Raw genomic sequence first — 22,353 nt, forward strand, 5'->3', positions numbered from 1 at the left:
TGTCGCCGCCCCTAGCGTAGTGGGTAACCTATGGGGCGACGCGACAGGCGTTGAGCGAGAAGGTCCCCGTATTCCAACCGGCAGAGAAACGGAGCTCAAACCTCCGACAGTGTGGGTTCGACTCCCACCGGGGACACCAAAAATTGTCGCACGGGTATTCGAGAATTTCCCTGTGCATCCACCCAAGCTGCGTGCCCGAGCGCTGCGACTGCACCTCGCCGGCGCGACCGTCGCGGAGACCGCCCGCGCGGTCGGGATTCCCTACCCCACGGTTCGGCACTGGTGCCGGGTCCAGCCGTTGCCGAAGCAGCAGGGCAGTGTCATGCGCTGCTTTCGGTGTCGCACCGACGTCGAGAATCCGACAGACCTCACTCAGTACGCTTATCTACTTGGTCTATACCTCGGCGACGGGCACCTGGTCACCAGCGCCCGGGTGCCCGTGCTACGCATCTCCTGCGCGGCTGCCTGGCCAGAGTTGGTCAATGCCTGCGAAGTCGCCATGAAGAGCGTGCTCGCAGCCGCCGTGCAACGCGTCCGGTCACCGGGTTGTGTCAGCGTGCAGAGCTACGGCAAACACTGGCCATGCCTGTTGCCGCAGCACGGGCCCGGCGTGAAGCACCAACGGCCGATCGCCCTCACGGCATGGCAGCGGCCGATCGTGCAGGCACATGCCGGCAGCTTCTTGCGTGGCCTGTTCCACTCCGACGGCTGCCGGTTCTCCAATCGGGTCACCGTCCGCGGAAAGACGTACGTCTACCCGCGCTACATGTTCACCAACGAGTCCGCCGACATCATGGGGCTCTGCCAGTGGGCGCTCGATCTGCTCGGCATCGCCTGGCGGATGAACCGCCGCAACAGCCTCTCGGTCGCCCGACGCGACGCGGTCACCGCACTCGACCGACATGTCGGCCCGAAGTCCTGACGGCACCGGCTGCTCCGCTGCGAGCTGCGGGACGCCGACGGGTCGGTCAGATCGCGGTGAGCGCTCGGGCCAGGTCGACGCGCAGGTCCTCCGGGTCCTCCAGGCCGACTGAGAGACGCAGCAGCCCGCCGGCCGGTTTCGCCTCGCCCTCGACCGGGCGGTGGGTGAGCGATGCCGGGTGCTGGATCAGCGTGTCGACGCCGCCGAGCGAGACGGCGTGGGTGATCAGCTGGCAGGCGCCGGCGACCGCCGCGGCGGCCGGTGCGCCACCGCGTACCTCGAAGGCGAGCAGGCTGCCGGGGCCGGCCAGTTGCCGGCCGACGAGCCCGGCCGGGTCGCCGATCCCGGGGTGGTGGACCCGTTCGACCGCCGGGTGGTCGGCGAGCCAGGCGGCGAGCTTCTCCGCTGCGGCCTGCTGGGCGCGGACCCGCAGCGGCAGCGTCTGCAGGCCGCGGTGCAGCAGGTACGCCCCGAGCGGGTGCAGGACCGCGCCGGTGAGTGCGCGGACCTGGCGTAGCCGCTGCGCCCATCCGGTGTCGCAGGCGATGACTCCGGCGAGGACGTCGCCGTGACCGCCGATGCTCTTGGTGGCGCTGTGCAGCACCAGCCGGGCGCCGTGGCGGGCGGGCTGCTGGAGCACCGGGGTGGCGACCGTGTTGTCGATCAGCAGGGGCACGTCGCCGGCGGCGTCGGCGAGGGCCGCGATGTCGACCAGGTCGAGCGTGGGGTTGGCCGGGGTCTCGGCGATCACCAGGGCGGTGTCGGGGCGCACGGCGGCGGCAACGGTGTCGGGGCGGGCCCAGGTGACCTCGGTGCCGAGCAGGCCGGTGGCGAGCACGTGGTCGGTGCCGCCGTAGAGGGGGCGGACGGCGACCAGGTGCCGCTTGCCGTCGCGGGTGGCGGCGAGCAGGGCGGCGGTGAGCGCGGCCATTCCGCTGGCGAAGGCGACCGCCTCGGCGGTGCCCTCCAGCTCGGCGAGGGCGGTCTCGAAGCGGGCCACGGTCGGGTTCCAGAGCCGCTGGTAGACGGCGCTGGCGCCGGCCGGCAGGGTGCCGCCGGTGGCGAGGGTCTGGTAGGCGTCGCCGCCGGCGTCGACCGACGGCAGCGGGTTGGTGGTCGACAGGTCGATCGGGGGCACGTGGACGCCGAGTGCCGCGAGGTCGTCACGGCCGGCGTGCACAGCGCGGGTGTCCACGGTCGTCATGCCGGAAGGATCGAACATCTCAGCCACCATGGGCAATAGTTCCGAAGATTATTCGCTGAAAGCCTTCCTGATGGGGCCTTGTTCGCTGGAGGATGGCGACATGCCCCCCGTATCGAACGATGTGCGGCCGTTCACGGCCCTCGACGACACCGACCGCGCGATCCTGACCGAACTGGCCGTCGACGGCCGGTTGGCGAACAACGCCCTCGCCGAACGGGTGGGGGTGGCACCGTCGACGTGCCTGGCGCGTACCCGGGCGTTGCGGGAGTGCGGGGCGATCCGGGGTTTCCACGCGGAGGTGGACCCGGCGGCGGTGGGGTTGCCGTTGCAGGCGCTGGTGTCGGTGCGGCTGACCGAGCACGCGCGGGCGGCGGTGGACGCGTTCCGGACCCGCTCGGTGCGGCTGCCGGGAGTGGTGTCGGTCTTCCACGTGGCCGGCGCCGACGACTACGTGCTGCACGTCCGGGCGGCCTCGGCGGAGGCGCTGCGCGACTTCGTCCTGGACCACCTGGCCGTGGATCCGGCGGTGCAGCACACCCAGACCAGCCTGATCTTCGAACAGGCCCGCGGGATGGGTTGATCACATCGTGGCCCGAGGGGGAACAAGACCGGGCTGCGCCGGGTTGGCCAGCCGTGTGATCGACGTACCGTTGTCTGTCCTCGACCTAGCCCCCGTCGCCGCCGGCGCCTCCGCCGGTGAGGCGCTGCGGCACACCACCGAACTTGCCCGGCGCACCGACGAGCTGGGCTATCACCGGTTCTGGGTGGCCGAGCACCACAACATGCCGGCCATCGCGTCCTCCGCGCCCGCGGTGCTGATCGCGCATCTGGCCGCGCACACCGCCGACATCCGGCTCGGCTCGGGTGGGGTGATGCTGCCCAACCACGCGCCGCTGGTGGTCGCCGAGCAGTTCGGCACCCTGGAGGCGTTGCATCCCGGGCGCATCGACCTGGGCATCGGTCGGGCGCCGGGCACCGACCAGGTCACCGCGCTGGCGTTGCGCCGGACCATGGAGGGCCTGTCGGCCGAGGGTTTTCCCCGGGAGCTGACCGATCTGATGGACTACTTCGACGATGAGGCGTCGGGGCGGATCACCGCCACCCCGGGGCGCGGACAGCGGCCGGCGGTGTGGCTGCTGGGCTCCAGCGGGTTCAGCGCCCAACTGGCCGGCGCGCTGGGCCTGCCGTTCTCGTTCGCGCACCACTTCAGCGCGCAGAACACCCTGCCCGCGCTGGCGCTGTACCGGCAGAGCTTCCGCCCGTCGCGCTGGCTGGACCGGCCGTACGCGATGGTGGCCGTCAACGCGGTCTGCGCGGAGTCCGACGAGCGCGCCGAGTGGTTGGCCGGCCCGGCCGGGCTGTCGTTCCTGCGGCTGCGCGCCGGGCGTCCCGAGCCGCTGGCCACTGCGGAGGAGGCGGCGGCGTACCCGTACCAGGACGTCGAGCGGGAGTTCCTGGCCCAGCGTCGGCGGGGCCAGGCGACCGGTTCCCCGGAGACGGTTCGCCGGCAGCTGGGCGACCTGCTGGCCAGCACCGGCGCGGACGAGCTGATGCTGACCACGATGGTGTACGACATCGCCGACCGGGTGCGCTCGTTCGAGCTGATCGCCGGCGAGGTCGTCGGGAGCCTGCGCCGCTGAGCTACCGCCGGGCCGCTGGTCCGGCGGGGTGCCGCCCCCACCGCTGGACGGGGCGGCAAGGCATGGTGGGCCAGGTCACAGCGCTGACGGGGCCGCGAAACACGATCTTCACGACAGCGTCACCCTCGCGACGCGGAGGCGGCCTAACTTTGTATCCGGTGGTGGTACGGCACTCCCCGGTCGGGACGGGTCGGGGGTGCCGCGGTGTGGGGCACCGGGCCGCAGTTGTGCGGATTCCGCGATTGCGGCCCGGTGCCTGTTCCGTTCTTCCTACCGCCCGCTGATTCCCGGCGTCAACGCAGGTAGATGCGCGGCGTGGGCGGCGTGGCCATCCCGTCACCCAGGAAGAAGCTCGGGTGCGGCGGTTGGTTGTAGGCGGTGTTCTGCCAGGCGACCGCGGTCCGGTACTGAAGGTCGTGCATCAGCGTGGGTACGCGGGTGTCGGTCACCGTCGGGGTGCTGTAGATCCGCAGGGCCCGGCTGTCGGTGGTACGCCAGACCACCTCCTCCCGCCAGTCGCCGAGGATGTCGGCCGAGAGCGCGGGGGTGGCCTTGGTGCCGTTGTTCGAGGCGACACCGCTGCCGGTGAGCAGGCGGGTGTCGCCGCTCGGGCCGTACTTGTCGATGCGGGTGGCGTCGAGCAGTTCGCGGACGGGGTCCCCGTCCCACCAGACGAGGAAGTTGGTCGACGAGGGCTTGCGGCCGACGTTCTGCCCACGGGTGTTGGCCAGTCCGCTCACCGCGGACGACCAGGACTCGGCGCCGGGGCTGCCGGCCCAGATGTCGCCGGAGACGCCCCGGCCGTTGTCGCCGCCGGTCGGCGTGGACCAGAGAATCTGGCCGGTACGGGCGTCGGCGAACCAGGAGCTGGGCTTGCTGCCGTCCTCGCTGACCTTGAAGTACTCCAGCCCCGGGCGGGACGGGTCGAGGTCGCCGACGTGCCCGGCGTCGCCGTGGCCGTGGCCGGTCGACCACAGCAGCCGGCCGTTGTCGTCGATGGTCGCCGCACCGTAGACGATCTCCTGCCGGCCGTCGCCGTCGACGTCGGCCACCGACAGGCTGTGGTTCCCCTGGCCGGCGGCGGCGCCGTTGCCGCTGGTGTTGGAGTCGAAGGTCCACCGCCTGGTCAGGCTGCCGTTGCGGAAGTCCCAGGCGGCGATCACCGCTCGGGTGTAGTAGCCGCGCGCCATGACCAGCGAAGGCCGCTGCCCGTCGAGGTATGCGGTGGCGGCGAGGAACCGGTCGACGCGGTTGCCGTAGTTGTCGCCCCAGGAGGAGACGGTGCCGCGCGGCGGGTCGTAGTTGACGGTGGAGAGGGCGGCGCCGGTGCGGCCGTCGAACATGGTCAGGTACTCGGGGCCGGCCAGGACGTACCCACTGGAGTTGCGATGGTCGGCGCTCGCGTTGCCGATCACCTGGCCGGTGCCGGAGCGGGTGCCGTCGGCCGTCTTCATGGCCACCTCGGCGCGGCCGTCGCCGTCGTAGTCGTACACCTGGAACTGGGTGTAGTGGGCGCCCGCGCGGATGTTGCGGCCCAGGTCGATGCGCCACAGCCGGGTGCCGGTCAGCGTGTACGCGTCGACGTAGACGTTGCCGGTGTAGCCGGACTGCGAGTTGTCCTTGGCGTTGGACGGGTCCCACTTGAGCACGAACTCGTACCGGCCGTCGCCGTCGAGGTCGCCCACGCTGGCGTCGTTGGCGGAGTAGGTGTACGCCTCACCGCTCGGGGTGCTGCCGCCGGACGGAACCTGAAGCGGCACGTCCAGGTAGCCGGCGGGGAACTGCGACGCCATGGCGGACGGAGCCTGCTCGACGCCGTCGACCACGGCTCGCACGGTGTACGCCGCACCGGAGGGCGCGCCGCTGTCCAGGTAGTTGGTCGCGCCGGTGATCGGGCTGGAGTTCACCCTGGTCGTACCCCGGTAGAGGTTGAACGCGACGCCGGAGGTCTCGGTGCCCAGCAGCCGCCAGGAGACCAGGTTGGCGGATCCGGAGCGGACACTGACCAGACCCCGGTCCAGGTTCTCCGCCTGCATCGAGCCGGCCGGTGGCGGAGTCGTCGGTGGCGGGGTCGTCGGTGGCGGAGTCGTGGGCGGCGGAGTCGTCGGTGGTGGAGTCGTCGGTGGTGGTGGCGTGGTGGGTGACGGCGGTGGGGTGGTCGGGTTGGTGGCGCCGGTGCAGGTGGTGCCGTTGAGGGCGAAGCTCGCCGGGCTCGGGTTGCTGCCGGCCCAGGAACCGTTGAAGCCGAAGGCGGTGCTGGCGTTGGTGCCGAGCGTGGCGTTGTAGTCGACGTTGCGGGCGGTCACCTGGACGCCGGACTGGCTGACGGTGGCGTTCCAGGCCTGGGTGACCTGCTGACCGGCGGGCCAACTCCAGGTGAGCGTCCAGCCGGTGAGCGGGTCGCCGAGGTTGGTCACGGTGACGTCGGCGCCGAAACCACCGGTCCACTGGTTGGTGACCCGGTAGTCGACGCGGCAACCGGCGGCGGCGGCCGAGGCGGTCAGGGCGGTCAGCGTGCCCGCGACGAGGGCGGTGGCGGTGGCCGCCGCGAGCACGGCGGCCCGGCGGGTGGTGCGGGGCATGGCGGTCCTCCGGTGGAGGTAGGGCGCGCGGTGGCCGGTCGACCGTCGGCGTGCCCGGGCCGGCGGGGACCACCGCGCTGGGCGGCAGAGATCCGACGAGATCGACGTCGGCTTATGCGTTCCCGCGCAGCTGCGATGCTAGGGCAAGCGCTTTCTGCGCACAATGAATCCAGGTACTTGCTCCTGGACCGGCATTCTTGATCGACTCTCCGGGTGGCAGCGCACATGACACCCGACGAGTTCCGCCAGGCCGGATATGCGGTCGTCGACTGGATCGCCGACTACTGGGCGACCCTCGACCAGCGTCCGGTGACCTCCCAGGATCCGCCCGGCGCGGTGGCCGCCGGGCTGCCGGCCGGGCCGCCGGTGCACGGCGAGCCGGTCGAGGCGGTGCTCGCCGACCTGGACACGCTGGTCGCGCCCCGGCTCACCCACTGGCAGCACCCGGGATTCTTCGGCTACTTTCCGGCCAACACCTCCGGCCCCAGCGTGCTGGGCGATCTGGTCAGCGCCGGGCTGGGCGTGCAGGGGATGCTCTGGGCAACCGGGCCGGCCTGTACCGAGCTGGAAACGGTGCTGCTCGACTGGCTGGCGGAGTTGTTGGACCTGCCGACGCGGTTCCGCTCGACCGGTGCCGGCGGCGGGGTAATCCAGGACTCGGCCTCCTCCGCCACGCTGGTGGCCACCCTGATCGCCGTGCACCGGGCCGCGGGCGGGCGCTGGCGCCAGGTCGGCGTGGACCGCCGTTACCGGGTCTACGCCTCCACCGAGGCGCACTCGTCGGTCGAGAAGGCCGCCCGGATCGCCGGGCTCGGTGCCGAAGGGGTGCGCCTGATCGAGGTTGATCCGGTCACCCGGGCCATGTCACCGGCGGCGCTGCGGGCCGCGATCGAGGCGGACCGGGCCGCCGGGACGGTGCCGGCGCTGGTGGTGGCGACCGTCGGCACCACCAGCACCACCGCCGTGGACCCGTTGCCGCTGATCGGCCCGATCTGCGCCGAGCACGGCGTCTTCCTGCACGTGGACGCCGCCTACGCGGGCGCGGCGGCGGTCTGCCCGGAGCTGCGCTTCGGGCACGCCGGCCTGGAGTACGCCGACTCCTACTGCTTCGACCCGCACAAGTGGCTGCTCACCGGGTTCGACTGTGACGCGTTCTGGGTGGCCGACGCCGGGGAGCTGGTCGAGGCGCTGACCGTGTTGCCGGAGTACCTGCGAAACGCGGCCACCGAATCCGGCGCCGTCATCGACTACCGGGACTGGCAGGTCCCGCTGGGGCGACGGTTCCGCGCGCTGAAGCTGTGGTTCGTGCTGCGCTGGTACGGCGTCGAGGGGCTGCGCGAACACATCCGTCGGGGCGTCGCGCTGGCCGCCCGATTCGCCGACCGGGTCCGCGCCGACGAGCGGTTCGAACTGGTCGGCCCACACCCGTACGCCCTGGTCTGCTTCCGGTTGCGCGGCCCGGACGGGCCGAACGAGCAGCTGCTGGCGGCGGTGAACGCCGCCGGGCCGGTGTACCTGACCCACACCCGGGTCGGCGGGCGGCACACGCTCCGCCTCGCCGTCGGCTCGCCGCAGACCCGGCAGTCGCATGTCGACGAGGCCTGGGAGTTGATTTCCCGAGCGGCGGCTGCGCTGCCGTCGGGCGGCTGACGCCGTCAGCGCTCGGCGCCGACGCCGACCCGCTGCGGGCCGGCGGGATCGGTGTCCGGGTCCGGCTGGCCCGGGGTCGCCTCGGCGGCCTGCGGGACGGGCCCGGACACGGCGGCGTCGGCGAGCGCACGCTGGCGGCGGGTGCGCAGCACGATCCGGATCGACAGCGCCAGCGCCGCGACCCAGCCGGCGGCGAGCAGCAGGTAGGCGATCACCGGCAGCGGGCCACCCAGGTCGGTGCTGCCGATCAGGACGCGGGCGTTGGTCAGCACGATCACGCCACCGACCGCCGCGCCGAGCAGTTGGGCCGGGACGATCCGCACCAGCCACGCCGCGATCGGTGCGGCGATCAGGCCGCCGGCGAGCAGGGCGAGCACGATCGGCATCAGGAAGCCCTCGCTGCCCAGGCCGATCAGGAAGCCGAGGCTGGCGGCCGACGCCACGACGAACTCGGAGGTGTCCACCGAGCCGATCACCTTGCGGGGCTCCATCCGGCCGCTGGCCAGCAGGGCCGGGGTTGCCACCGGCCCCCATCCCCCGCCGCCGGTGGCGTCGACGAAGCCGGCGACCAGACCGAGCGGGCCGAGGAAGCGGCCGCGCAGCCGGCCGGCGGCCGGGTTGCGGCGCAGCGGCCGGGAGAACCGGATGAGCAGGTACGCGCCGAGGGTGAACAGGATCGCGGCCATCCACGGGGCGGCCGAGGCGGTGGAGAGCGCGCTGAGGAAGGTGGCGCCGGCGAAGGCACCGACCGCGCCGGGGAATGCGATCCGGCGCACCACCCGCCAGTCGACGTTGCCGAAGCGCCAGTGTGCCGTGCCGGAGGCGAGGGTGGTGCCGATCTCGGCCAGGTGCACGGACGCCGAGGCGGCGGCCGGAGCGACACCGACCAGGAGCAGCAGCGTCGAGGAGGTCAGCCCGTAGGCCATGCCGAGTGCGCCGTCGACCAGCTGGGCGGCGAGCCCTACCAGCGCGATGACGAGCAGCTTACGCACGGTACGCCTCCCGGCTTTTAGGTATCTCCTATCGGCTTGGTCGACAATGCGGCATGGATGTGCTTCGGGTCAAGCCCTGATCGGTCAGTGGGACGACGCCATCCAGCACCGCCTCACACTGCCGACGGCCGGGTGGAGACGGCGCGGGTCAACTCCAGGCGTTGGGGTCGGCCACCAGTTTGGTGACCGCCTCGGGCAGCGTCCCCTGCGCCACGTCGGCCACCGTGACGAGTTCGAGGATCTGCCGTTCGCTGGCCCGCAGCGCGATCCACACCTCCTGCAGGGACCGGGCCGCGCCGTGATAGCCGAGGTGCTCCGGCCGCTGCCCCCGGACGTGGGCCAGCGGCCCGTCGACCACCCGGATCACGTCGGCCAGGGAGATCTCCGTACCGGGACGGGCCAACCAGTAGCCACCCTCGGGACCCCGCTGGGCGTGCACGATGCCGCCCCGACGCAGCTGCAGCAGGATGCTCTCCAGGAACTTCGGCGGGATCTCCTGGGCACGGGCGATCTGGTCGGCGGTCACCGGGCGAGCACGCCCAGCCCCGGTCACCGAGGCCAGTTCGGTGACCGCGCGAAGGGCATAGTCCACCCGGGCGGAGAGGCGCATGACCGACAGGTTAACCGTCCGGTCTCCGGCCGTTCACCACCGGATCGGCCCGCCGACATCCGGGCGACCGAGGCTACTCCCCGACGCGGCGCAGCAGGCCCTCCTGCACGGCACTGGCGAGGTGCCGGCCGTCCACGGTGAACATGCGTCCGGTGGCCAGGCCCCGGGCACCCGAGGCGGACGGGCTCCAGCAGTCGTAGAGGAACCACTCGTCGGCGCGGAACGGCCGGTGGAACCACAGCGCGTGGTCCAGGCTCGCACCGACCACCCCGCCCGGCCCCCACACCTCACCGTGCACGGAGAGCACCGAGTCCAGCAGGGTCAGGTCGGAGGCGTAGGTCAGCGCGCAGGCGTGCAGCAGCGGGTCGTCCGGCAGCTTGCCGTCGATCCGCATCCAGACCCGCTGGTGCGGGTCGGCGGGCCGGTCGCCGGGGCGTACCCAGCCGGGCTCGCCGACGTAACGCACGTCGATCGGCCGGGGAATCTGCCCCCAGATGCCCAGCCGCTCCGGGTAGCGGGCGAGCCGGTCGCTCATCGTCGGGACCGCCTCCGGCGCGGGCACCTCCGGCGGGACGGGGGCCTGGTGGTCCAGCCCCTCCTCCGGCCGCTGGAACGAGGCCGACATGAAGAAGATCGTCTTGCCGTGCTGGCGGGCGACCGAGCGGCGTACCGAGAAGGACCGGCCGTCGCGGATGTTCTCCACCTCGAACTCGATCGGCTCCGCCGCGTCGCCGGCCCGGACGAAGTAGCCGTGCAGCGAGTGGACCACCCGTTCCGGGTCGACGGTGCGGCCGGCGGCTACCAGGGCCTGGCCGGCGACCTGGCCGCCGTAGACGCGCTGCGGGCCGACCGGCGGGCTCATCCCCCGGAACGACATGGCGCCGGTCGGCGCGAGGTCGAGGACCTCCAGCAGCTGGTCGACGGCGGCCTGACCGACGAGGGTCGCCTCGCCCTCGGTCACTGCAGCGCCCGCGCCGAGGCGGCGTCGACCAGCGACCCGAGCTGGTGCACCCGCAGGGTGTTGGTCGAGCCGGGAGTGCCGGGCGGGCTGCCCGCCACGACCACCACGAGGTCGCCGGGGTTGCCCCGGTTGAGCCCGAGCAGCGCCTGGTCGACCTGACGGAACATGTCGTCGGTGTGCTGGACGAACGGCATCAGGAAGGTCTCCACGCCCCAGCAGAGGGCGAGCTGCGACCGCACCTCCGGCACCGGGGTGAAGGCCAGCAGAGGCAGGTCGCAGTGCAGCCGGCTCAGCCGTCGCACGGTGTCGCCGGTCTGTGAGAACGCGACCAGCGCCTTGGCGCCGATGGCCCGGGCGATCGAGGAGGCGGCCACGGTGAGCGCGCCGCCGTGCGTACGCGGGTCGTGCTGGAGACGCGGCACCGCGATCGACCCGGCCTCGGTGGTCGTGACGATCTTCGCCATGGTGCTGACCGTGAGCACCGGGTACTTGCCGACGCTGGTCTCGCCGGAGAGCATCACCGCGTCGGCACCGTCGAGCACCGCGTTGGCGACGTCGGACGCCTCGGCGCGGGTCGGCCGCGAATTCTCGATCATGGAGTCGAGCATCTGGGTGGCCACGATGACCGGCTTGGCGTTCTCCCGGCACAGCTGCACGGCGCGCTTCTGCACCAGTGGCACCTCGTCCAGCGGCAACTCCACGCCGAGGTCACCGCGGGCGACCATGACCCCGTCGAAGGCGAGCACGATCGCTTCGAGGTGGTCCACCGCCTCCGGCTTCTCGACCTTGGCCAGCACCGGCCGGTGCACCCCGACCTCGCTCATGATCGCGTGGCAGAGCTTGATGTCGTCCGCGGACCGGACGAAGGAGAGCGCGACCAGGTCGACTCCCAGACCGAGCGCGAAGCGCAGGTCGGCGGCGTCCTTCTCCGACATGGCGGGCACGCTGACCGCCACGTTGGGCAGCGAGACGCCCTTGTTGTTGCTGACCGGCCCGCCCTCGGTGACCAGGACGCGGATGTCGTTGCCGGTGACGTCGGTGACCTCGACGGCGACCCGGCCGTCGTCGATCAGCAGCCGGTCGCCGGGCTTGACCTCCTGCGGAAGCTTGCGGTACGTGCAGGAGACGCGCTCTTTGCTGCCCACCATGTCGTCGCTGGTGATCACCACCGAGTCGCCGGTACGCCACTCGTGCGGCCCGTCGGCGAACCGGCCCAGCCGGATCTTCGGCCCCTGCAGGTCGGCCAGGATCGCCACCGGCTGGCCCGTCGCCTCGGCCGCCTCCCGGACGAGCCGATAGACCGCCTCGTGGTCGGCGTGGCTGCCGTGGCTGAAGTTGAGCCTCGCCACGTTCATGCCGGCCTCGACGAGCCCGCGGATGCGCTCGGGCGACGAGGTGGCGGGGCCAAGAGTGCAGACAATCTTCGCGCGGCGTGTCACGCCCATCAGGCTAGTCTCTCCTCCAGGTCGGACCACGGGCCGACCCCTTGCGCATTGCAGAACAGTTGTCCAACGGCGCGGCTCACGCGCACAGCCGGCGGGCACAGGCCGCTTCGGACGTCGATGGCGGGCGACATCGACCGCGCGCCGGAATGGTACGCCCCTGACGCCAGCGGCCACCGAGGCGCTCCAGGTGCACAACCGAGGGTACGCATGGGGCCACCGGGAGCGATCCGGCTCGGAAGGCTCAACTCTCCGTCTTGACCAGCGGAAACTCCATCGAGCCGGCCGGGCAGAGGAAGGTCAGCACATCCACCCGGTAGAGCCCGGCCTGCACCGCCGGATCTGCCTCCATCACGCTGCGGACGTCGTCGACCGAACCGGTCCGGGACAGGCCGAACCCGAGCGGCGGGTCCGGCTCCCGGGCCGGGCCGTCCACCGCGCCGGCGACCAGGATGATTCCCCGCCGCTGCATGGCCGCCATGTGCTCGGCGTGCTCGGCCTGCAACCGCTGGACGGTCTCGGCGGGCAGCGCCCGCCCGGCCGCGCCGGGATACAGCACGATGCACTCGTACGTGTCGAGCGCGAAGTCGACCTGCGGCTCTCCTGCCATGGGCGTTCCCTTTCCGCGGCCACCACGGCGCGGGGCGGTGGGCGCACGCGGCGATGGCGTCCAGCGTCGCACGGAGCGCCCGGCGGTACCCGGCGCTCGGCCGATCCGGGACCACGACACGCCACTGACGCTCGGGCGGCACCACCACCGGGACTGCACCGTGCGCGAAATCGGCATGGACCGCTCGCTGGTGACCGGCGTGCGGCACGCCGCTACCGTATGGACGTGACCGTGCCGGGCGAGTCGGGAGGCGCAGTGGGTCAGATTCGTGAGCCGGCGGCGGAGCCTCTGCCGTACGCGGAGGTGACCGACGGCGAATACGCCGCCCGGGTGGCGCAGGCCTTCACCGCGCGACAGTTCGGGCCTGCGGTGCTGCTCAGCGGCGACTGCCCGCGCTGCCAGCACCCCATCGTCTGCCCGATCGTGGGCGAGATCTACCGGCGCGACGCCCCCGAGACATCGTCCGACCCCGGCTACCGGACGCTGCTCTGCAGCTGCGCCGCCGACCATCCGGCCCGCCCGGACGGGCTGACCGGCTGCGGCGCGTACTGGACGCTGTCAATGGAGGTCGAGTCGTGATCCGGCTACGCCCTGGTCCGCCGGCGACCCCGACCGACCTACGGCGGGCGCAGGAGCTGGCCGGGTTGCTACGCGGCGAACTGGACCGCGTGCGGGCCGCCGCGCTGGCCTGGCGCAACGGGCTGGGTGGGTTGTTGGTCGCGCTGGTCGGCTTCAGCCTGATCCGGGGTCGCTCCGACGTCAGCACGCTGGCCCCCGGATGGGGCGGGCTGGTCGGCGTCCTGCTGCTGGCCGCGGTGACGGCCGGGGTGGCTGGTGCGGTGGCGCTGCTGCGGGCCGCGCACGGCCCGTTGTCGGTGACGCCGGTGGCCACGCTTGCGCCAGCCCCGCTCGGCGAGCATCGGGAGGCCGTGGTGGCGGCCCGTGCGCTACGCGTCGGGGTGTGGCTGGTACTGACCTGCACCATTCTCCTGATCGCCGCGGTCGGCGTCACCTGGTACGCGCCGGGCCGCTCCGACCCGTCGGCCGGTCCCGCCAGCGCCCGGCCGGCCGGCGTCGTCGCCGAGACCGGCGGCTGGTCAGGGGCCGATATGCGCGTAGCTGGCCCAGAGTTCGGGTAAGCCCGGCAGCGCGGCGCGCAACTGCTGGACGGCGTGGTGCAGGGCGGGCGCGGCGCTCTCCGGATCGATACCGCCGGGGACCGCCATCCCGGCGTAGAGGTCCTCGCACACCTGCACGGTCATCGTGTCGGAGATGGACCAGAGCGCACCGACGACATGGCGGAAACCGGCGAGTTGGAACGCGGTGCCCAGGGCAAGCGCCTCGTCGGGCAGTGCGGCGCCACCGCGCACCGTGTCGCAGGCGGAGAGGACCGCGAGCGCGGCCGTGGCCCCGGCCGGACGCCAAAGATCCCGCACGTGCAGCGCGCCGCCCGCCAGCGCAAGCCGACCGTGCGCCGGTGCGGCGAGATCCTGGGTGCCGTGGCAGCAGAGATGGGCGACCGGCGCTTCTGGCAGCGCGCCGAGCACGGCCGCGGGCGTGGCCGCCGGCCCGCTCAGTGACTTCACCAGGGCCAGACGCTCGCGGATGATCGCCTCCTCCCGGGCAGCGCCCGGGAGGTCCGCCAGGCCGGGTGTCTGTGGCATTCCGACAAACAGCGCCGAGGCGACCGGCACCCTCTCGCGCGGCACTCCCTGCCGGGCGCGGCTCAGCGCGCGCAGCGAGGCCGTGTAGGACGACACCACCCGGTCGGGCACCCCGCCGTCAGCACCGGAGGGGACGGCCGCGTGCAGCGGCAGCAGAGCGAGCTGACCGGTGGGGCACCACCACACCCGGGGCAGCTCCGAGTCGTCGGCCGTCGGGGCGGCGATCGGGCCGAGCGCGTCGAGCACCGGCGCGGCGACAACCCGCCAGAGCCAGTCCAACGTCTCCGTGATCCGCCCTCGGAAGGTCGCCCGACGGCGTTGCGCCTCGGCCCCCGCCCCACCGGCGGACGAGGTCACCTCCGCGATGCCGACCAGGAAGTACGCGAGCCTCAGTTGCAGCTCAGCGAGGGTCAGCTCGGGCAGCGGCACCAGTTCCACCCCGTCCTCGGTGACCACCAGCGCGTCGCAGCGCCGAGCTGCCACGTTCACCAGCACGACCGGGCCACCGGCGGCGGCCCGGGCCAGCTCGGCGAAGGGCGGCGGACGCAGGAAACCGGCGAAGCCGGGCAGCCGGTGGATCTCGCCCAACAGCTCACGCCGACGGGTAGCCAGCTCGTGCCGCCCTTCCGGACCATGGGCCACCCCGACCGACAGGGCCGTCGGCGTCCCGGCTGTCCTGGACGACAGGGCGGACGGATCCAGGCCATCGAGGGCGGCTTGCAGGCCGGCGAGCCGGTCAGCCAGCCGGGGTGCCTGCTCGCGCAGCGCCGCCAGGTCGGCACCGGCGTCGTGGGCGCGGGCAAGCAGCACCCCGCGCCCGTACTCCAGCAACTCCACCGCGCGCTCCGGCCGGTCGAGCGCGATGGCCACCGCAGCGGCATCGCCGGCAAGACCGGGAAACTGCCCCAACAGCCGGCCCTGGTCGCCGGGGTCCATGCCGTGCCAGGCGAACAGGTCGATCAACTCGATCGCCGTGGTGTAGCCGTCCAGGGCCACCGTCAGATCGCCGGACTCGGCGGCGAGTGCGGCGTAGCGGCGCGCGGCGCTGGCCCGCAACAGCGACGGGGCGGCCTCGATCGCGGCGGCCTCGCGCAGGGCGGCGATCGCAGCGGCCAGCTCACCGGCCGACAGGCCAGCGGTGTCGGCGGCTGTGCTGCCGGGCGGGCGGCCGATCTCCTCGATGGCGGCGGCCAGGTTACTAAGGCACATCGTCCGGTCCGGGTGGTCGGCGGGTAGCGCCGCGACCGCCGCCCGGTACGCCGCCAGCGACTCCTCGGCGTCGCGATCGGATCGGCTGGCGCCAAACCGCAGCAGGAGCGTACTGCCGAGATTGGTCAGCAACCGGTGCCGCTCCGGGCTGGCCGCCGGCATCGTGTCGGGTAGCCGCCGCAGCAAACTGATCGCCTCCTCGATGGCGTCCGCCGCCCCGACGAGTCGATAGCGCAACACGTGGGCCGAGGCGAGAGTGCCGACGACCCGCAGGTGGTCGTCGGCTTCGGTCTCCCGCTGCGCCAGCTCCGCCGCCTCGCGCAGCAGCACGACGGCCTCTTCGGCGTCCGCCACGGCGGCGGAGCGTGCCGCCTGCGGTGACCCGGTGGGCAGCGCGCCGTCGGCGGCCAGTTCGGCCCGCCGGTTCAGCGCCGATCCCAGGTTGGTCAGGCCGGGCAGCCGATCCGGGTGCCCGGGCGGGGTCGCGGCCACCGCCCGGCGCAGCACCGTGATCGCTTCGGTGAGGGTGGCCAGATCCTGGGTACGAGCAAAGAGTGCCTGCAGCGCCAGGCCCAGGTTGGACAAGTACAGAGGTAGCTTCGCCGGATCGACCGTCGGCGCGACCGCGCGCCGCAGCACCGCCACGGCCGGTTCCAGCAGTTCGGGCTCCCCCGCCACGTCGGCCAGTTCACGCAACACGTTGCCGAGGTTGTTGAGCAGGTCGGGTCGGACCGGATGTTCGGCCGGCAGCAGGCGCTCCGCCTCGGTGAGCACGTCGCGTGCCTCACGCAGCGCAGCCAGCCCGGTCAGATCGGCGTACCAGCTGCCGAGGACGTACCCGAGATCGACGAGGAACTCGGCACGTTCCGGGGGGTCGGCGGCCCCGACCACCCCGGCGCGCAGCATCCGGAGGGCCTCCTGGAGATCCTCGCCCCGGCGGTCCCGCAGGTAGCGGCTGGCCAGCAGTTTGCCGGCGGCCTGCCCCAGGCCCGTCGGGTCGTGCCCGTCGAACCGTGGCCCGGCTGCCGCCGCCCGGTACGCCTCGATCGCCGCGTCCAGATCGGCCGGGTCGCCGCGCCGCTCGTAACGCTCACCGACCAGCCCTGCCAGAGTGCTACGGGCCAGGCCGGCCAGATCGCCGCTCAGCCCGGCTGCCAGTGCCGCGCGGTTGGCGTCGATCGCCGTATCCAGGTCGCCCTCGGCCCCGCCAACGAGGAAACGTTCACCGGCCAGCGACGCATACACCGCAGTCACCTGCGGGGTTGCCCCGGCGGACACCGCCTCCGCCAGCAGCTCGACTGCCCGGTCGAGGTCGACCGGGTCGGTGCGCCGCCGCCAGCGTTCCCTTAGCCGCTGGCCCAGATTCACCCGGGCCATCAGCCACACGGGCGAGGCCACGGGGGTGATCCGGGTCGCCTCGCCGAGTAGCCGGATCGACTCTTCCAGCGCCGATGCGTCGCCTGCCGAATCGAACCGGTCGCCGAGGACGTTGCCGAGGTTGAACAGCCGGGTCGACCGCTCCGGGTCACCGGGCGGGGTCGACTCCAGGCTCTCCCGGTGCGCGTCGATCGCCGCCGACAGGGATCGCGTCCGGCCGAGATGCAGGTACTGGTCCCGGTGCACCCGACCGAGCGCGCTGAGGTAGTGCAGGCGCTCCGGCACACCGGACGGGGTACCGGCCAGCGCTCGTTCCAGCAGGGTTTGGGCATGGTCGGCAACCCGGTAGTCGCCGGAGCGCTCGGCATCGCCCATCAGGGTGACGGCCTGGAAGAAGAGCGCCGCCGCCGTGTCCGCGGAGCGGCGCGGATCGGCGGTACCGGCGGCGGAGCGTGCGACGGGGACTCGGGAGCCCGGGCGGGCCCGTTCGCCACCGGTCGGGCCGGCCGAGGCGGGCACGTGTGCGCGCAGCATCGCCAGCAGCGATGGCGGCACTCGTTGCGGTGCCAGATTCAACAGAAGCTGGGTCAGTACGACGGCCTGGGTAAGGTCGGTGGCATCCTCACCCGGCGGCAGTACCTGGTACCGGTACCAGTGCAGACACGCCAGTAGGAAGATCGCCTCGGCTTCCTGCTCAGACACCGACCCGCTGTCCCCCGCCCCCTCGACCAGGTCGAAGACGGCCGTGGCGTCCTGGATCGCGCCGGCTTCGAGCACCCGACGGGAATCCATGGTGGCTCCGAAACCGTCCAACCGTTCACGCAGCCGCCGCACCGGATCGGATCTGATTTGCCGCCACATGCCGACCCTCCCGTCGCAGGCATAGATGCCCGTCAGGGTTAGCAGAACCGGAGGGCGGACCGCTAGCACAAATCCGACCGATCTCCGGTGCGGGCGCCGATCAGCGGGTAACGGGTACGGACAGCGGTTAGATTGCCGCTGACGACGACACCATGGAGGATCGACGTATGACGATCGAGGGCGGCGCCCGGCCCGCGAAGGAGTCCGGCACCTACCGCATCGGCGGCGACCTGCGGGTCGACCGGCTCGGCTACGGGGCGATGCAGATCACCGGGCCGGGTGTCTGGGGTGAGCCGAAGGACCCTGCCGAGGCGCTGCGGGTGCTGCGCCGGGCCTACGAGTTGGGCGTGACCTTCATCGACACGGCCGACTCGTACGGCCCGTTCGTCTCCGAGCTGCTGATCCGCCAGGCGCTGCACCCGTACGCCGACGATCTGGTCATCGCGACCAAGGCCGGCCTGACCCGCAGCGGCCCCGGTGACTGGCGGCCGGTGGGTCGCCCGGAGTACCTGCGCCAGCAGTGCGAACTGAGCCTGCGCCATCTCGGCCTGGAGAGCATCGGGCTGTACCAGCTGCACCGGATCGACGCGGCGGTGCCGCTGGCCGACCAGGTCGGCGAGTTGGCCATGCTGCGCGAGGAAGGCAAGATCCGACACATCGGGCTCTCCGAGGTGACCGTCGAGCAGATCGAGGCGGCGCGCCGGATCGCACCGATCGTGTCGGTACAGAACCTCTACAACCTGGCCAACCGCAGCGCCGAGGACGTCCTGACCTACTGCGAGGGCAACGACATCGCGTTCATCCCGTGGTTCCCGATCGCCACCGGCGACCTGGCCCGGCCGGGTGGCCCGCTGGACGACATCTCCGCCGAGCACGGCGCGACGCCCGCGCAACTCGCCCTCGCCTGGCTGCTGCGCCGCTCGCCGGTCATGCTCCCGATCCCCGGCACGTCCTCGGTGGCGCACCTGGAGGAAAACGTCGCCGCCGCCCAGGTCCACCTCACCGACACCGAGTACGAAACCCTCGCCGCCGCAACCTGACCCACGACCCCCGCCGATCTTGCACTTCTGGTCGCCGGAATGCGCCTTTCACGGCGTTCACCCGGACGGAAAGTGCAAGATCGACGGGGTGGGGCGGGTTACAGGGCCAGGCAGTTGGGGCGGATGGCGGCGTCGCGGAGGGCTTGGCGGATGACCGTGTAGGTGGTGCCGTCGAGCACCAGGCCGAGGTGCCCGACGACGCGTAGCGGGCACGCGGACTGGATCAGCACGTTGGTCGCCCCGTCGGCCAGCGTGGCGTTGTCGACCGGCCGGACCAGTTCGTCCTGCCAGGTCCGCACGGTGGTCCAGCGCACCGCACCCGGGGTGTCGTCGCCCGCGTTGAGCGCGGTGAGGAAGGACGAACCGATCGTCATCTGCTGACAGGCGACGACGCCGGCGCAGCTGCCGAGGCCGAGGAACGCCACGATGTTGGCGACGTACGTGCCGTACTGCGGCGTACCGAGGCTGACGTAGCGCCCGACGGCGTCACCGCCACCGAGGTTCTTGATGTAGTAGCGGCTGACCAGACCTCCCTCGGAGTGGGCGACCAGGTCGACCTTGGCGCCGCCGGCGGCGGAGCGGACCTGCCCGACGAAGCCGCGCAGCCCGCTGGCGGAGGCGGTGATGTCGCCGAGCCCCAGATTCGGCAGCGCGTATATCCAGACCCGGTAACCGTCGGCCCGTAGCCGGGCGGCGAGCGGCTCGTAGACCGCGGCGAAGCCGCTGAGCCCGCCGACGACGATGACCGGGTTGGCGGTCGCCAGGGCCCGCAGACCGTCATCGGTGGCAGTGGCATCCGGGGCGGCGGTGGTGGTGGCGGTGGCGGAGACGGTGTTCGCGGTGGTGGCCGGAGTCGGTGCAGCCGCGGCGGCGGCCGGGGCGGACAGGACGGCGACGACCGCGAGGACGAGGACGGGGACAGCCTTTCGGAGCAGCATCGCTGCACCTCCCAAGGAGGATCCCGGGGTTGCCGGGTGGAGGCGGTGGGGTGTCCGATCGACCGTGAAATGATGATGCCCGTCACAATCTAGAAACGTCAATGAAAAGTTACGCGCGAGTAGCAGTTCCCCCACCAGGCGCGTTGCCCCACCCCCGACGACTGTCCGCAGACGACGGACGCCGCACGCACCCGCAGGGGTACGTGCGGCGTCCAGGGCCGCGCTGGTTCAGCCGGCCGGCGTGGCCTCCGGCTGCGCCTCCGGCTCGGACCTGCCCGAACCGCTCTTCACGTACGTCGGGTGCAGCTGCACCGGCTTTGTCTCCTGCTGGCGGCGCTGCCGCGCCCGGACCCGCAGGTTGAGGAACTCGACGAAGATCGAGAAGGCGATCGGCCCGTACACGTAGCCCTTCGGAATGTGCTGGTCGAAGCTCTCCGCGATCAGGCTCGCACCGATGATCAGCAGGAACGACAGGGCCAGCATCTTGACTGTGGGGTGCTGGTTGACGAAGTTGGCGACCGCACCGGCCGAGACCAACATGATGATCATCGCGATGACCACGGCGGCCACCATGATGGCGAGCTCGTCGACCATGCCGACCGCGGTGATCACCGAGTCGAGCGAGAAGACCACGTCCAGCACCAGGATCTGCGCGATCACGTTGCCGAACGAGGCGACCTTCTTGCCCGAGCGGGAGTGGTCGGAGCCCTCCAGATGCTCGTGGATCTCATATGTCGCCTTGCCGACCAGGAACAACCCGCCGAGCAACAAGATGAGATCTCGTCCGGAGATCTCCTGCCCGAGCACCTCGAACAGCGGCGCGGTCAGACCGATGATCCAGGACAACGACGCCAGCAGCAGCAGGCGGGTGATCAGGGCAAGCGAGATGCCGATCGTCCGGGCGCGGGCCTGCTGGTGCTCTGGCAGCCGGCCGGACAGGATCGAGATGAACACGACGTTGTCGATGCCCAACACGATCTCCAGCAGGAGCAGGGTCGCGAACGCGATCCACAGCTCGGGACTGGTCAGGAACTCCATTCCATCCTCGACTCTCACGACCGGCCGCCGGGTCGGCACCCGGACCATCGGCTGATCGGCACAATGATGAACTACCGGGCCAACCGCCCCGCCGCAACCCCACTCCCACCTGCGGCAGCATGACGAGCAGGATCGCAGGCCCCGGCACGGCGAGCCGACCCGAGCGGATCGGTGGCATGCTGTGGCCGTGCGCCGGACCTCACCCTCGGATCAGCGGCTCCGGGTCATGCCGTGGTGGCTGGTGTTGGTCGGGCTGCTGCTGGCCATCCTGCTCGGCTGGTGGGTGCTGCACTGGCTGCTCGGCGAAGCCGACCGGGCCGCCGCCCAGGACACCCGGGCCACCCTGCGCATCGACGCCATCCGCACCGGGCTCACCGTGGTCGCCGGCACCGGTGGCGGGCTCGCCCTGCTGCTCGCCGCCCGCCGGCAGTGGATCGGCGAGCGGGCCCAGCAGCACCAGGAGACAATCGCCGCGCGGGACCAGGCGCACCGCGACCGGGTGCAGGCGCACGCCGAGCAGGTCGCCGAGGCCGGGCAGCGGCACCAGGACCGGCAGGCCGAGGCCGCCGCGCACGACGCCGCCGAGCGCCGGCTGACCGAGCTGTACACCCGGGCGGTCGAGCTGCTCGGCAACGACAACGCGGCGGTACGCCTCGGCGGCCTGCACGCCCTGGAGCGGCTCGGTCAGGACAATCCGGCGCAGCGTACGACGATCGTGGCGGTGCTCTGCGCGTACCTGCGGATGCCGCCGGCCGACGACGCGCGCGAGACGGAGGTACGCCGCACCGCACAGCGGGTGCTGACCCGGCACCTGCGCGCGGACGACGACGCGTTCTGGCCCGACATGCGGCTGGACCTGACCGGCGCCCGGCTGGACGCCTTCGACGCCACCGGCTGCACCCTGCACGACGCCGACCTGACCGGCGCGACCTGCACCGGCACCACCCGCCTGCACGGGGCCAGGCTCAGCGGGCGGCTGGCGCTCGGCGCCACCTTCGACGCGCTCGTCCTGAACGAGGTCACCGGCGACGCGGAGATCCTGCTGGACGGCGCGGTGATCACCGGACGGTTGCACGTCGACCGGGCCGATCTCGATGGACGGCTGTCCTGCCGGCGGGCCACCATCGGCGAGACCTCCTGGCGGGGCGCGACGTTGCGTCGGTCGGTCACCTTCGACCACACCCGCTTCACCGGCAGCGCCAGCTTCCAGGAGGCGGCCTTCGCCGGCCGACTGTCGATGGAGCACACCACGTTCGGCGGGAGCGCCGAGTTCCGGCACACCCGCTTCGCCGACCTGGCGTTGTTCCGCTGGGCCGAGTTCGCCGCCGACGCCTGGTTCGCCGACGCCCGCTTCACCGGCGATGCCAGCTTCGGCCGCGCACGCTTCCACGGCCCGGTCACCTTCGAGGGCGCCACCCTGACCCACCGCCCCCTGTTCGACCAGGCCCGCGCCACCACCTCGGCAACCCACACCTGGCCCGCCGGCACGACCGCCACCCGCCTCGACGCCACCTGGCTCCTCCTCACCGACCCCTAGCCCCACCGCCGCCCACACCCGCCCACCCGCTCCCACTCGCGTCGATCATGCAGTTGTGGCACCCGAAAAGCGGAGA

Annotated in this window: 18 protein-coding genes and 1 tRNA gene; 9 read left to right on the top strand and 10 right to left on the bottom strand. The window is 72.3% G+C overall.

Annotation, left to right across the window (positions count from 1 at the left end):
• Positions 1 to 62: 62 nt before the first annotated feature.
• Both BMY89_RS25240 and BMY89_RS25245 read left to right on the top strand, forming a co-directional pair.
• Positions 63 to 139: transfer RNA gene (locus BMY89_RS25240), tRNA-Leu, on the top strand.
• 33 nt (positions 140 to 172) lie between these two features.
• Entirely contained in the window at positions 173 to 922 is a 750-nt protein-coding gene (locus BMY89_RS25245) for a helix-turn-helix domain-containing protein (RefSeq protein ID WP_092382562.1), read from the top strand.
• 46 nt (positions 923 to 968) lie between these two features.
• Here BMY89_RS25245 and BMY89_RS25250 read toward each other — a convergent pair whose 3' ends face one another.
• The gene (locus tag BMY89_RS25250) at positions 969 to 2,144 is read right to left on the bottom strand and encodes a trans-sulfuration enzyme family protein (protein ID WP_092382606.1); all 1,176 of its coding nucleotides are present in this window, start codon (positions 2,142 to 2,144) and stop codon (positions 969 to 971) included.
• 82 nt (positions 2,145 to 2,226) lie between these two features.
• On the opposite strand from BMY89_RS25250, the gene BMY89_RS25255 reads away from it, so the two are divergent.
• Both BMY89_RS25255 and BMY89_RS25260 read left to right on the top strand, forming a co-directional pair.
• On the top strand, positions 2,227 to 2,706 hold the full coding sequence (locus tag BMY89_RS25255; protein ID WP_092382563.1) for an Lrp/AsnC family transcriptional regulator: 480 nt from the start codon (positions 2,227 to 2,229) through the stop codon (positions 2,704 to 2,706).
• Between the two features lie 55 nt (positions 2,707 to 2,761).
• Complete coding sequence (locus BMY89_RS25260) at positions 2,762 to 3,766, top strand: LLM class flavin-dependent oxidoreductase (protein ID WP_175510421.1); 1,005 nt, start codon at positions 2,762 to 2,764, stop codon at positions 3,764 to 3,766.
• A gap of 293 nt (positions 3,767 to 4,059) precedes the next feature.
• Here the strand turns inward: BMY89_RS25260 and BMY89_RS25265 are convergent, their stop codons facing one another.
• Positions 4,060 to 6,348 (bottom strand): rhamnogalacturonan lyase family protein, encoded by a 2,289-nt coding sequence (locus BMY89_RS25265; protein ID WP_092382565.1) that lies wholly within the window; start codon positions 6,346 to 6,348, stop codon positions 4,060 to 4,062.
• Positions 6,349 to 6,561: 213 nt separating this feature from the next.
• Here BMY89_RS25265 and BMY89_RS25270 point away from each other — a divergent pair, with 213 nt between their 5' ends.
• Positions 6,562 to 7,998 carry a pyridoxal-dependent decarboxylase gene (locus BMY89_RS25270; RefSeq protein WP_232521537.1) on the top strand — a complete coding sequence of 479 codons (1,437 nt, stop codon included), beginning with the start codon at positions 6,562 to 6,564 and terminating at the stop codon, positions 7,996 to 7,998.
• 5 nt (positions 7,999 to 8,003) lie between these two features.
• On the opposite strand, the gene BMY89_RS25275 is transcribed toward BMY89_RS25270, so the two are convergent.
• From BMY89_RS25275 to BMY89_RS25295, 5 genes are all read right to left on the bottom strand, one after another.
• Complete coding sequence (locus BMY89_RS25275; RefSeq protein ID WP_092382567.1) at positions 8,004 to 8,990, bottom strand: sulfite exporter TauE/SafE family protein; 987 nt, start codon at positions 8,988 to 8,990, stop codon at positions 8,004 to 8,006.
• Positions 8,991 to 9,138: 148 nt separating this feature from the next.
• Complete coding sequence (locus BMY89_RS25280) at positions 9,139 to 9,600, bottom strand: RrF2 family transcriptional regulator (protein WP_092382568.1); 462 nt, start codon at positions 9,598 to 9,600, stop codon at positions 9,139 to 9,141.
• A gap of 73 nt (positions 9,601 to 9,673) precedes the next feature.
• The gene (locus tag BMY89_RS25285) at positions 9,674 to 10,561 is read right to left on the bottom strand and encodes an acyl-CoA thioesterase (RefSeq protein WP_092382569.1); all 888 of its coding nucleotides are present in this window, start codon (positions 10,559 to 10,561) and stop codon (positions 9,674 to 9,676) included.
• Positions 10,558 to 12,006 carry a pyruvate kinase gene (gene pyk / locus BMY89_RS25290; RefSeq protein ID WP_092382570.1) on the bottom strand — a complete coding sequence of 483 codons (1,449 nt, stop codon included), beginning with the start codon at positions 12,004 to 12,006 and terminating at the stop codon, positions 10,558 to 10,560. The genes BMY89_RS25285 and pyk overlap by 4 nt, the downstream gene beginning before the upstream one ends.
• Before the next feature lie 241 nt (positions 12,007 to 12,247).
• Positions 12,248 to 12,613 carry a YciI family protein gene (locus BMY89_RS25295; RefSeq protein ID WP_092382571.1) on the bottom strand — a complete coding sequence of 122 codons (366 nt, stop codon included), beginning with the start codon at positions 12,611 to 12,613 and terminating at the stop codon, positions 12,248 to 12,250.
• 225 nt (positions 12,614 to 12,838) lie between these two features.
• On the opposite strand from BMY89_RS25295, the gene BMY89_RS25305 reads away from it, so the two are divergent.
• Together BMY89_RS25305 and BMY89_RS25310 are read left to right on the top strand one after the other, a co-directional pair.
• Positions 12,839 to 13,192, top strand: coding sequence for a hypothetical protein (locus BMY89_RS25305; protein WP_139218006.1), 354 nt, complete (start codon positions 12,839 to 12,841; stop codon positions 13,190 to 13,192).
• Complete coding sequence (locus BMY89_RS25310) at positions 13,189 to 13,752, top strand: hypothetical protein (RefSeq protein ID WP_092382574.1); 564 nt, start codon at positions 13,189 to 13,191, stop codon at positions 13,750 to 13,752. Before BMY89_RS25305 ends, BMY89_RS25310 begins: the two co-directional genes overlap by 4 nt.
• On the opposite strand, the gene BMY89_RS25315 is transcribed toward BMY89_RS25310, so the two are convergent.
• Positions 13,711 to 17,655: a CHAT domain-containing protein gene (locus tag BMY89_RS25315; protein WP_139218007.1), complete on the bottom strand. Its 3,945-nt coding sequence runs from the start codon at positions 17,653 to 17,655 to the stop codon at positions 13,711 to 13,713. The genes BMY89_RS25310 and BMY89_RS25315 overlap by 42 nt on opposite strands.
• A gap of 236 nt (positions 17,656 to 17,891) precedes the next feature.
• Between BMY89_RS25315 and BMY89_RS25320 the strand changes: the two genes are divergently transcribed.
• Complete coding sequence (locus BMY89_RS25320; RefSeq protein ID WP_092382576.1) at positions 17,892 to 18,764, top strand: aldo/keto reductase; 873 nt, start codon at positions 17,892 to 17,894, stop codon at positions 18,762 to 18,764.
• Between the two features lie 98 nt (positions 18,765 to 18,862).
• On the opposite strand, the gene BMY89_RS25325 is transcribed toward BMY89_RS25320, so the two are convergent.
• Both BMY89_RS25325 and BMY89_RS25330 read right to left on the bottom strand, forming a co-directional pair.
• Positions 18,863 to 19,702, bottom strand: a complete 840-nt coding sequence (locus BMY89_RS25325) for a lipase family alpha/beta hydrolase (protein WP_092382577.1) — start codon at positions 19,700 to 19,702, stop codon at positions 18,863 to 18,865.
• A gap of 228 nt (positions 19,703 to 19,930) precedes the next feature.
• On the bottom strand, positions 19,931 to 20,740 hold the full coding sequence (locus tag BMY89_RS25330) for a TerC family protein (protein WP_092382607.1): 810 nt from the start codon (positions 20,738 to 20,740) through the stop codon (positions 19,931 to 19,933).
• A gap of 187 nt (positions 20,741 to 20,927) precedes the next feature.
• On the opposite strand from BMY89_RS25330, the gene BMY89_RS31395 reads away from it, so the two are divergent.
• Positions 20,928 to 22,277: a pentapeptide repeat-containing protein gene (locus BMY89_RS31395; RefSeq protein ID WP_139218008.1), complete on the top strand. Its 1,350-nt coding sequence runs from the start codon at positions 20,928 to 20,930 to the stop codon at positions 22,275 to 22,277.
• The last annotated feature ends 76 nt before the right edge of the window (positions 22,278 to 22,353 follow it).

It is taken from the genome of Micromonospora phaseoli (assembly GCF_900109115.1).
Taxonomy (GTDB): Bacteria; Actinomycetota; Actinomycetes; order Mycobacteriales; family Micromonosporaceae; genus Micromonospora; species Micromonospora phaseoli.

Excerpts from the sequence above, each read along its gene's own strand:
- BMY89_RS25250 (WP_092382606.1), bottom strand. The coding sequence starts at position 2,144 with ATGTTCGATCCTTCCGGCATGACGACCGTGGACACCCGCGCTGTGCAC.
- BMY89_RS25255 (WP_092382563.1), top strand. The coding sequence starts at position 2,227 with ATGCCCCCCGTATCGAACGATGTGCGGCCGTTCACGGCCCTCGACGAC.
- BMY89_RS25265 (WP_092382565.1), bottom strand. The coding sequence starts at position 6,348 with ATGCCCCGCACCACCCGCCGGGCCGCCGTGCTCGCGGCGGCCACCGCC.
- BMY89_RS25280 (WP_092382568.1), bottom strand. The coding sequence starts at position 9,600 with ATGCGCCTCTCCGCCCGGGTGGACTATGCCCTTCGCGCGGTCACCGAA.
- pyk (WP_092382570.1), bottom strand. The coding sequence starts at position 12,006 with ATGGGCGTGACACGCCGCGCGAAGATTGTCTGCACTCTTGGCCCCGCC.
- BMY89_RS25295 (WP_092382571.1), bottom strand. The coding sequence starts at position 12,613 with ATGGCAGGAGAGCCGCAGGTCGACTTCGCGCTCGACACGTACGAGTGC.
- BMY89_RS25315 (WP_139218007.1), bottom strand. The coding sequence starts at position 17,655 with ATGGATTCCCGTCGGGTGCTCGAAGCCGGCGCGATCCAGGACGCCACG.
- BMY89_RS25320 (WP_092382576.1), top strand. The coding sequence starts at position 17,892 with ATGACGATCGAGGGCGGCGCCCGGCCCGCGAAGGAGTCCGGCACCTAC.
- BMY89_RS25325 (WP_092382577.1), bottom strand. The coding sequence starts at position 19,702 with ATGCTGCTCCGAAAGGCTGTCCCCGTCCTCGTCCTCGCGGTCGTCGCC.
- BMY89_RS25330 (WP_092382607.1), bottom strand. The coding sequence starts at position 20,740 with ATGGAGTTCCTGACCAGTCCCGAGCTGTGGATCGCGTTCGCGACCCTG.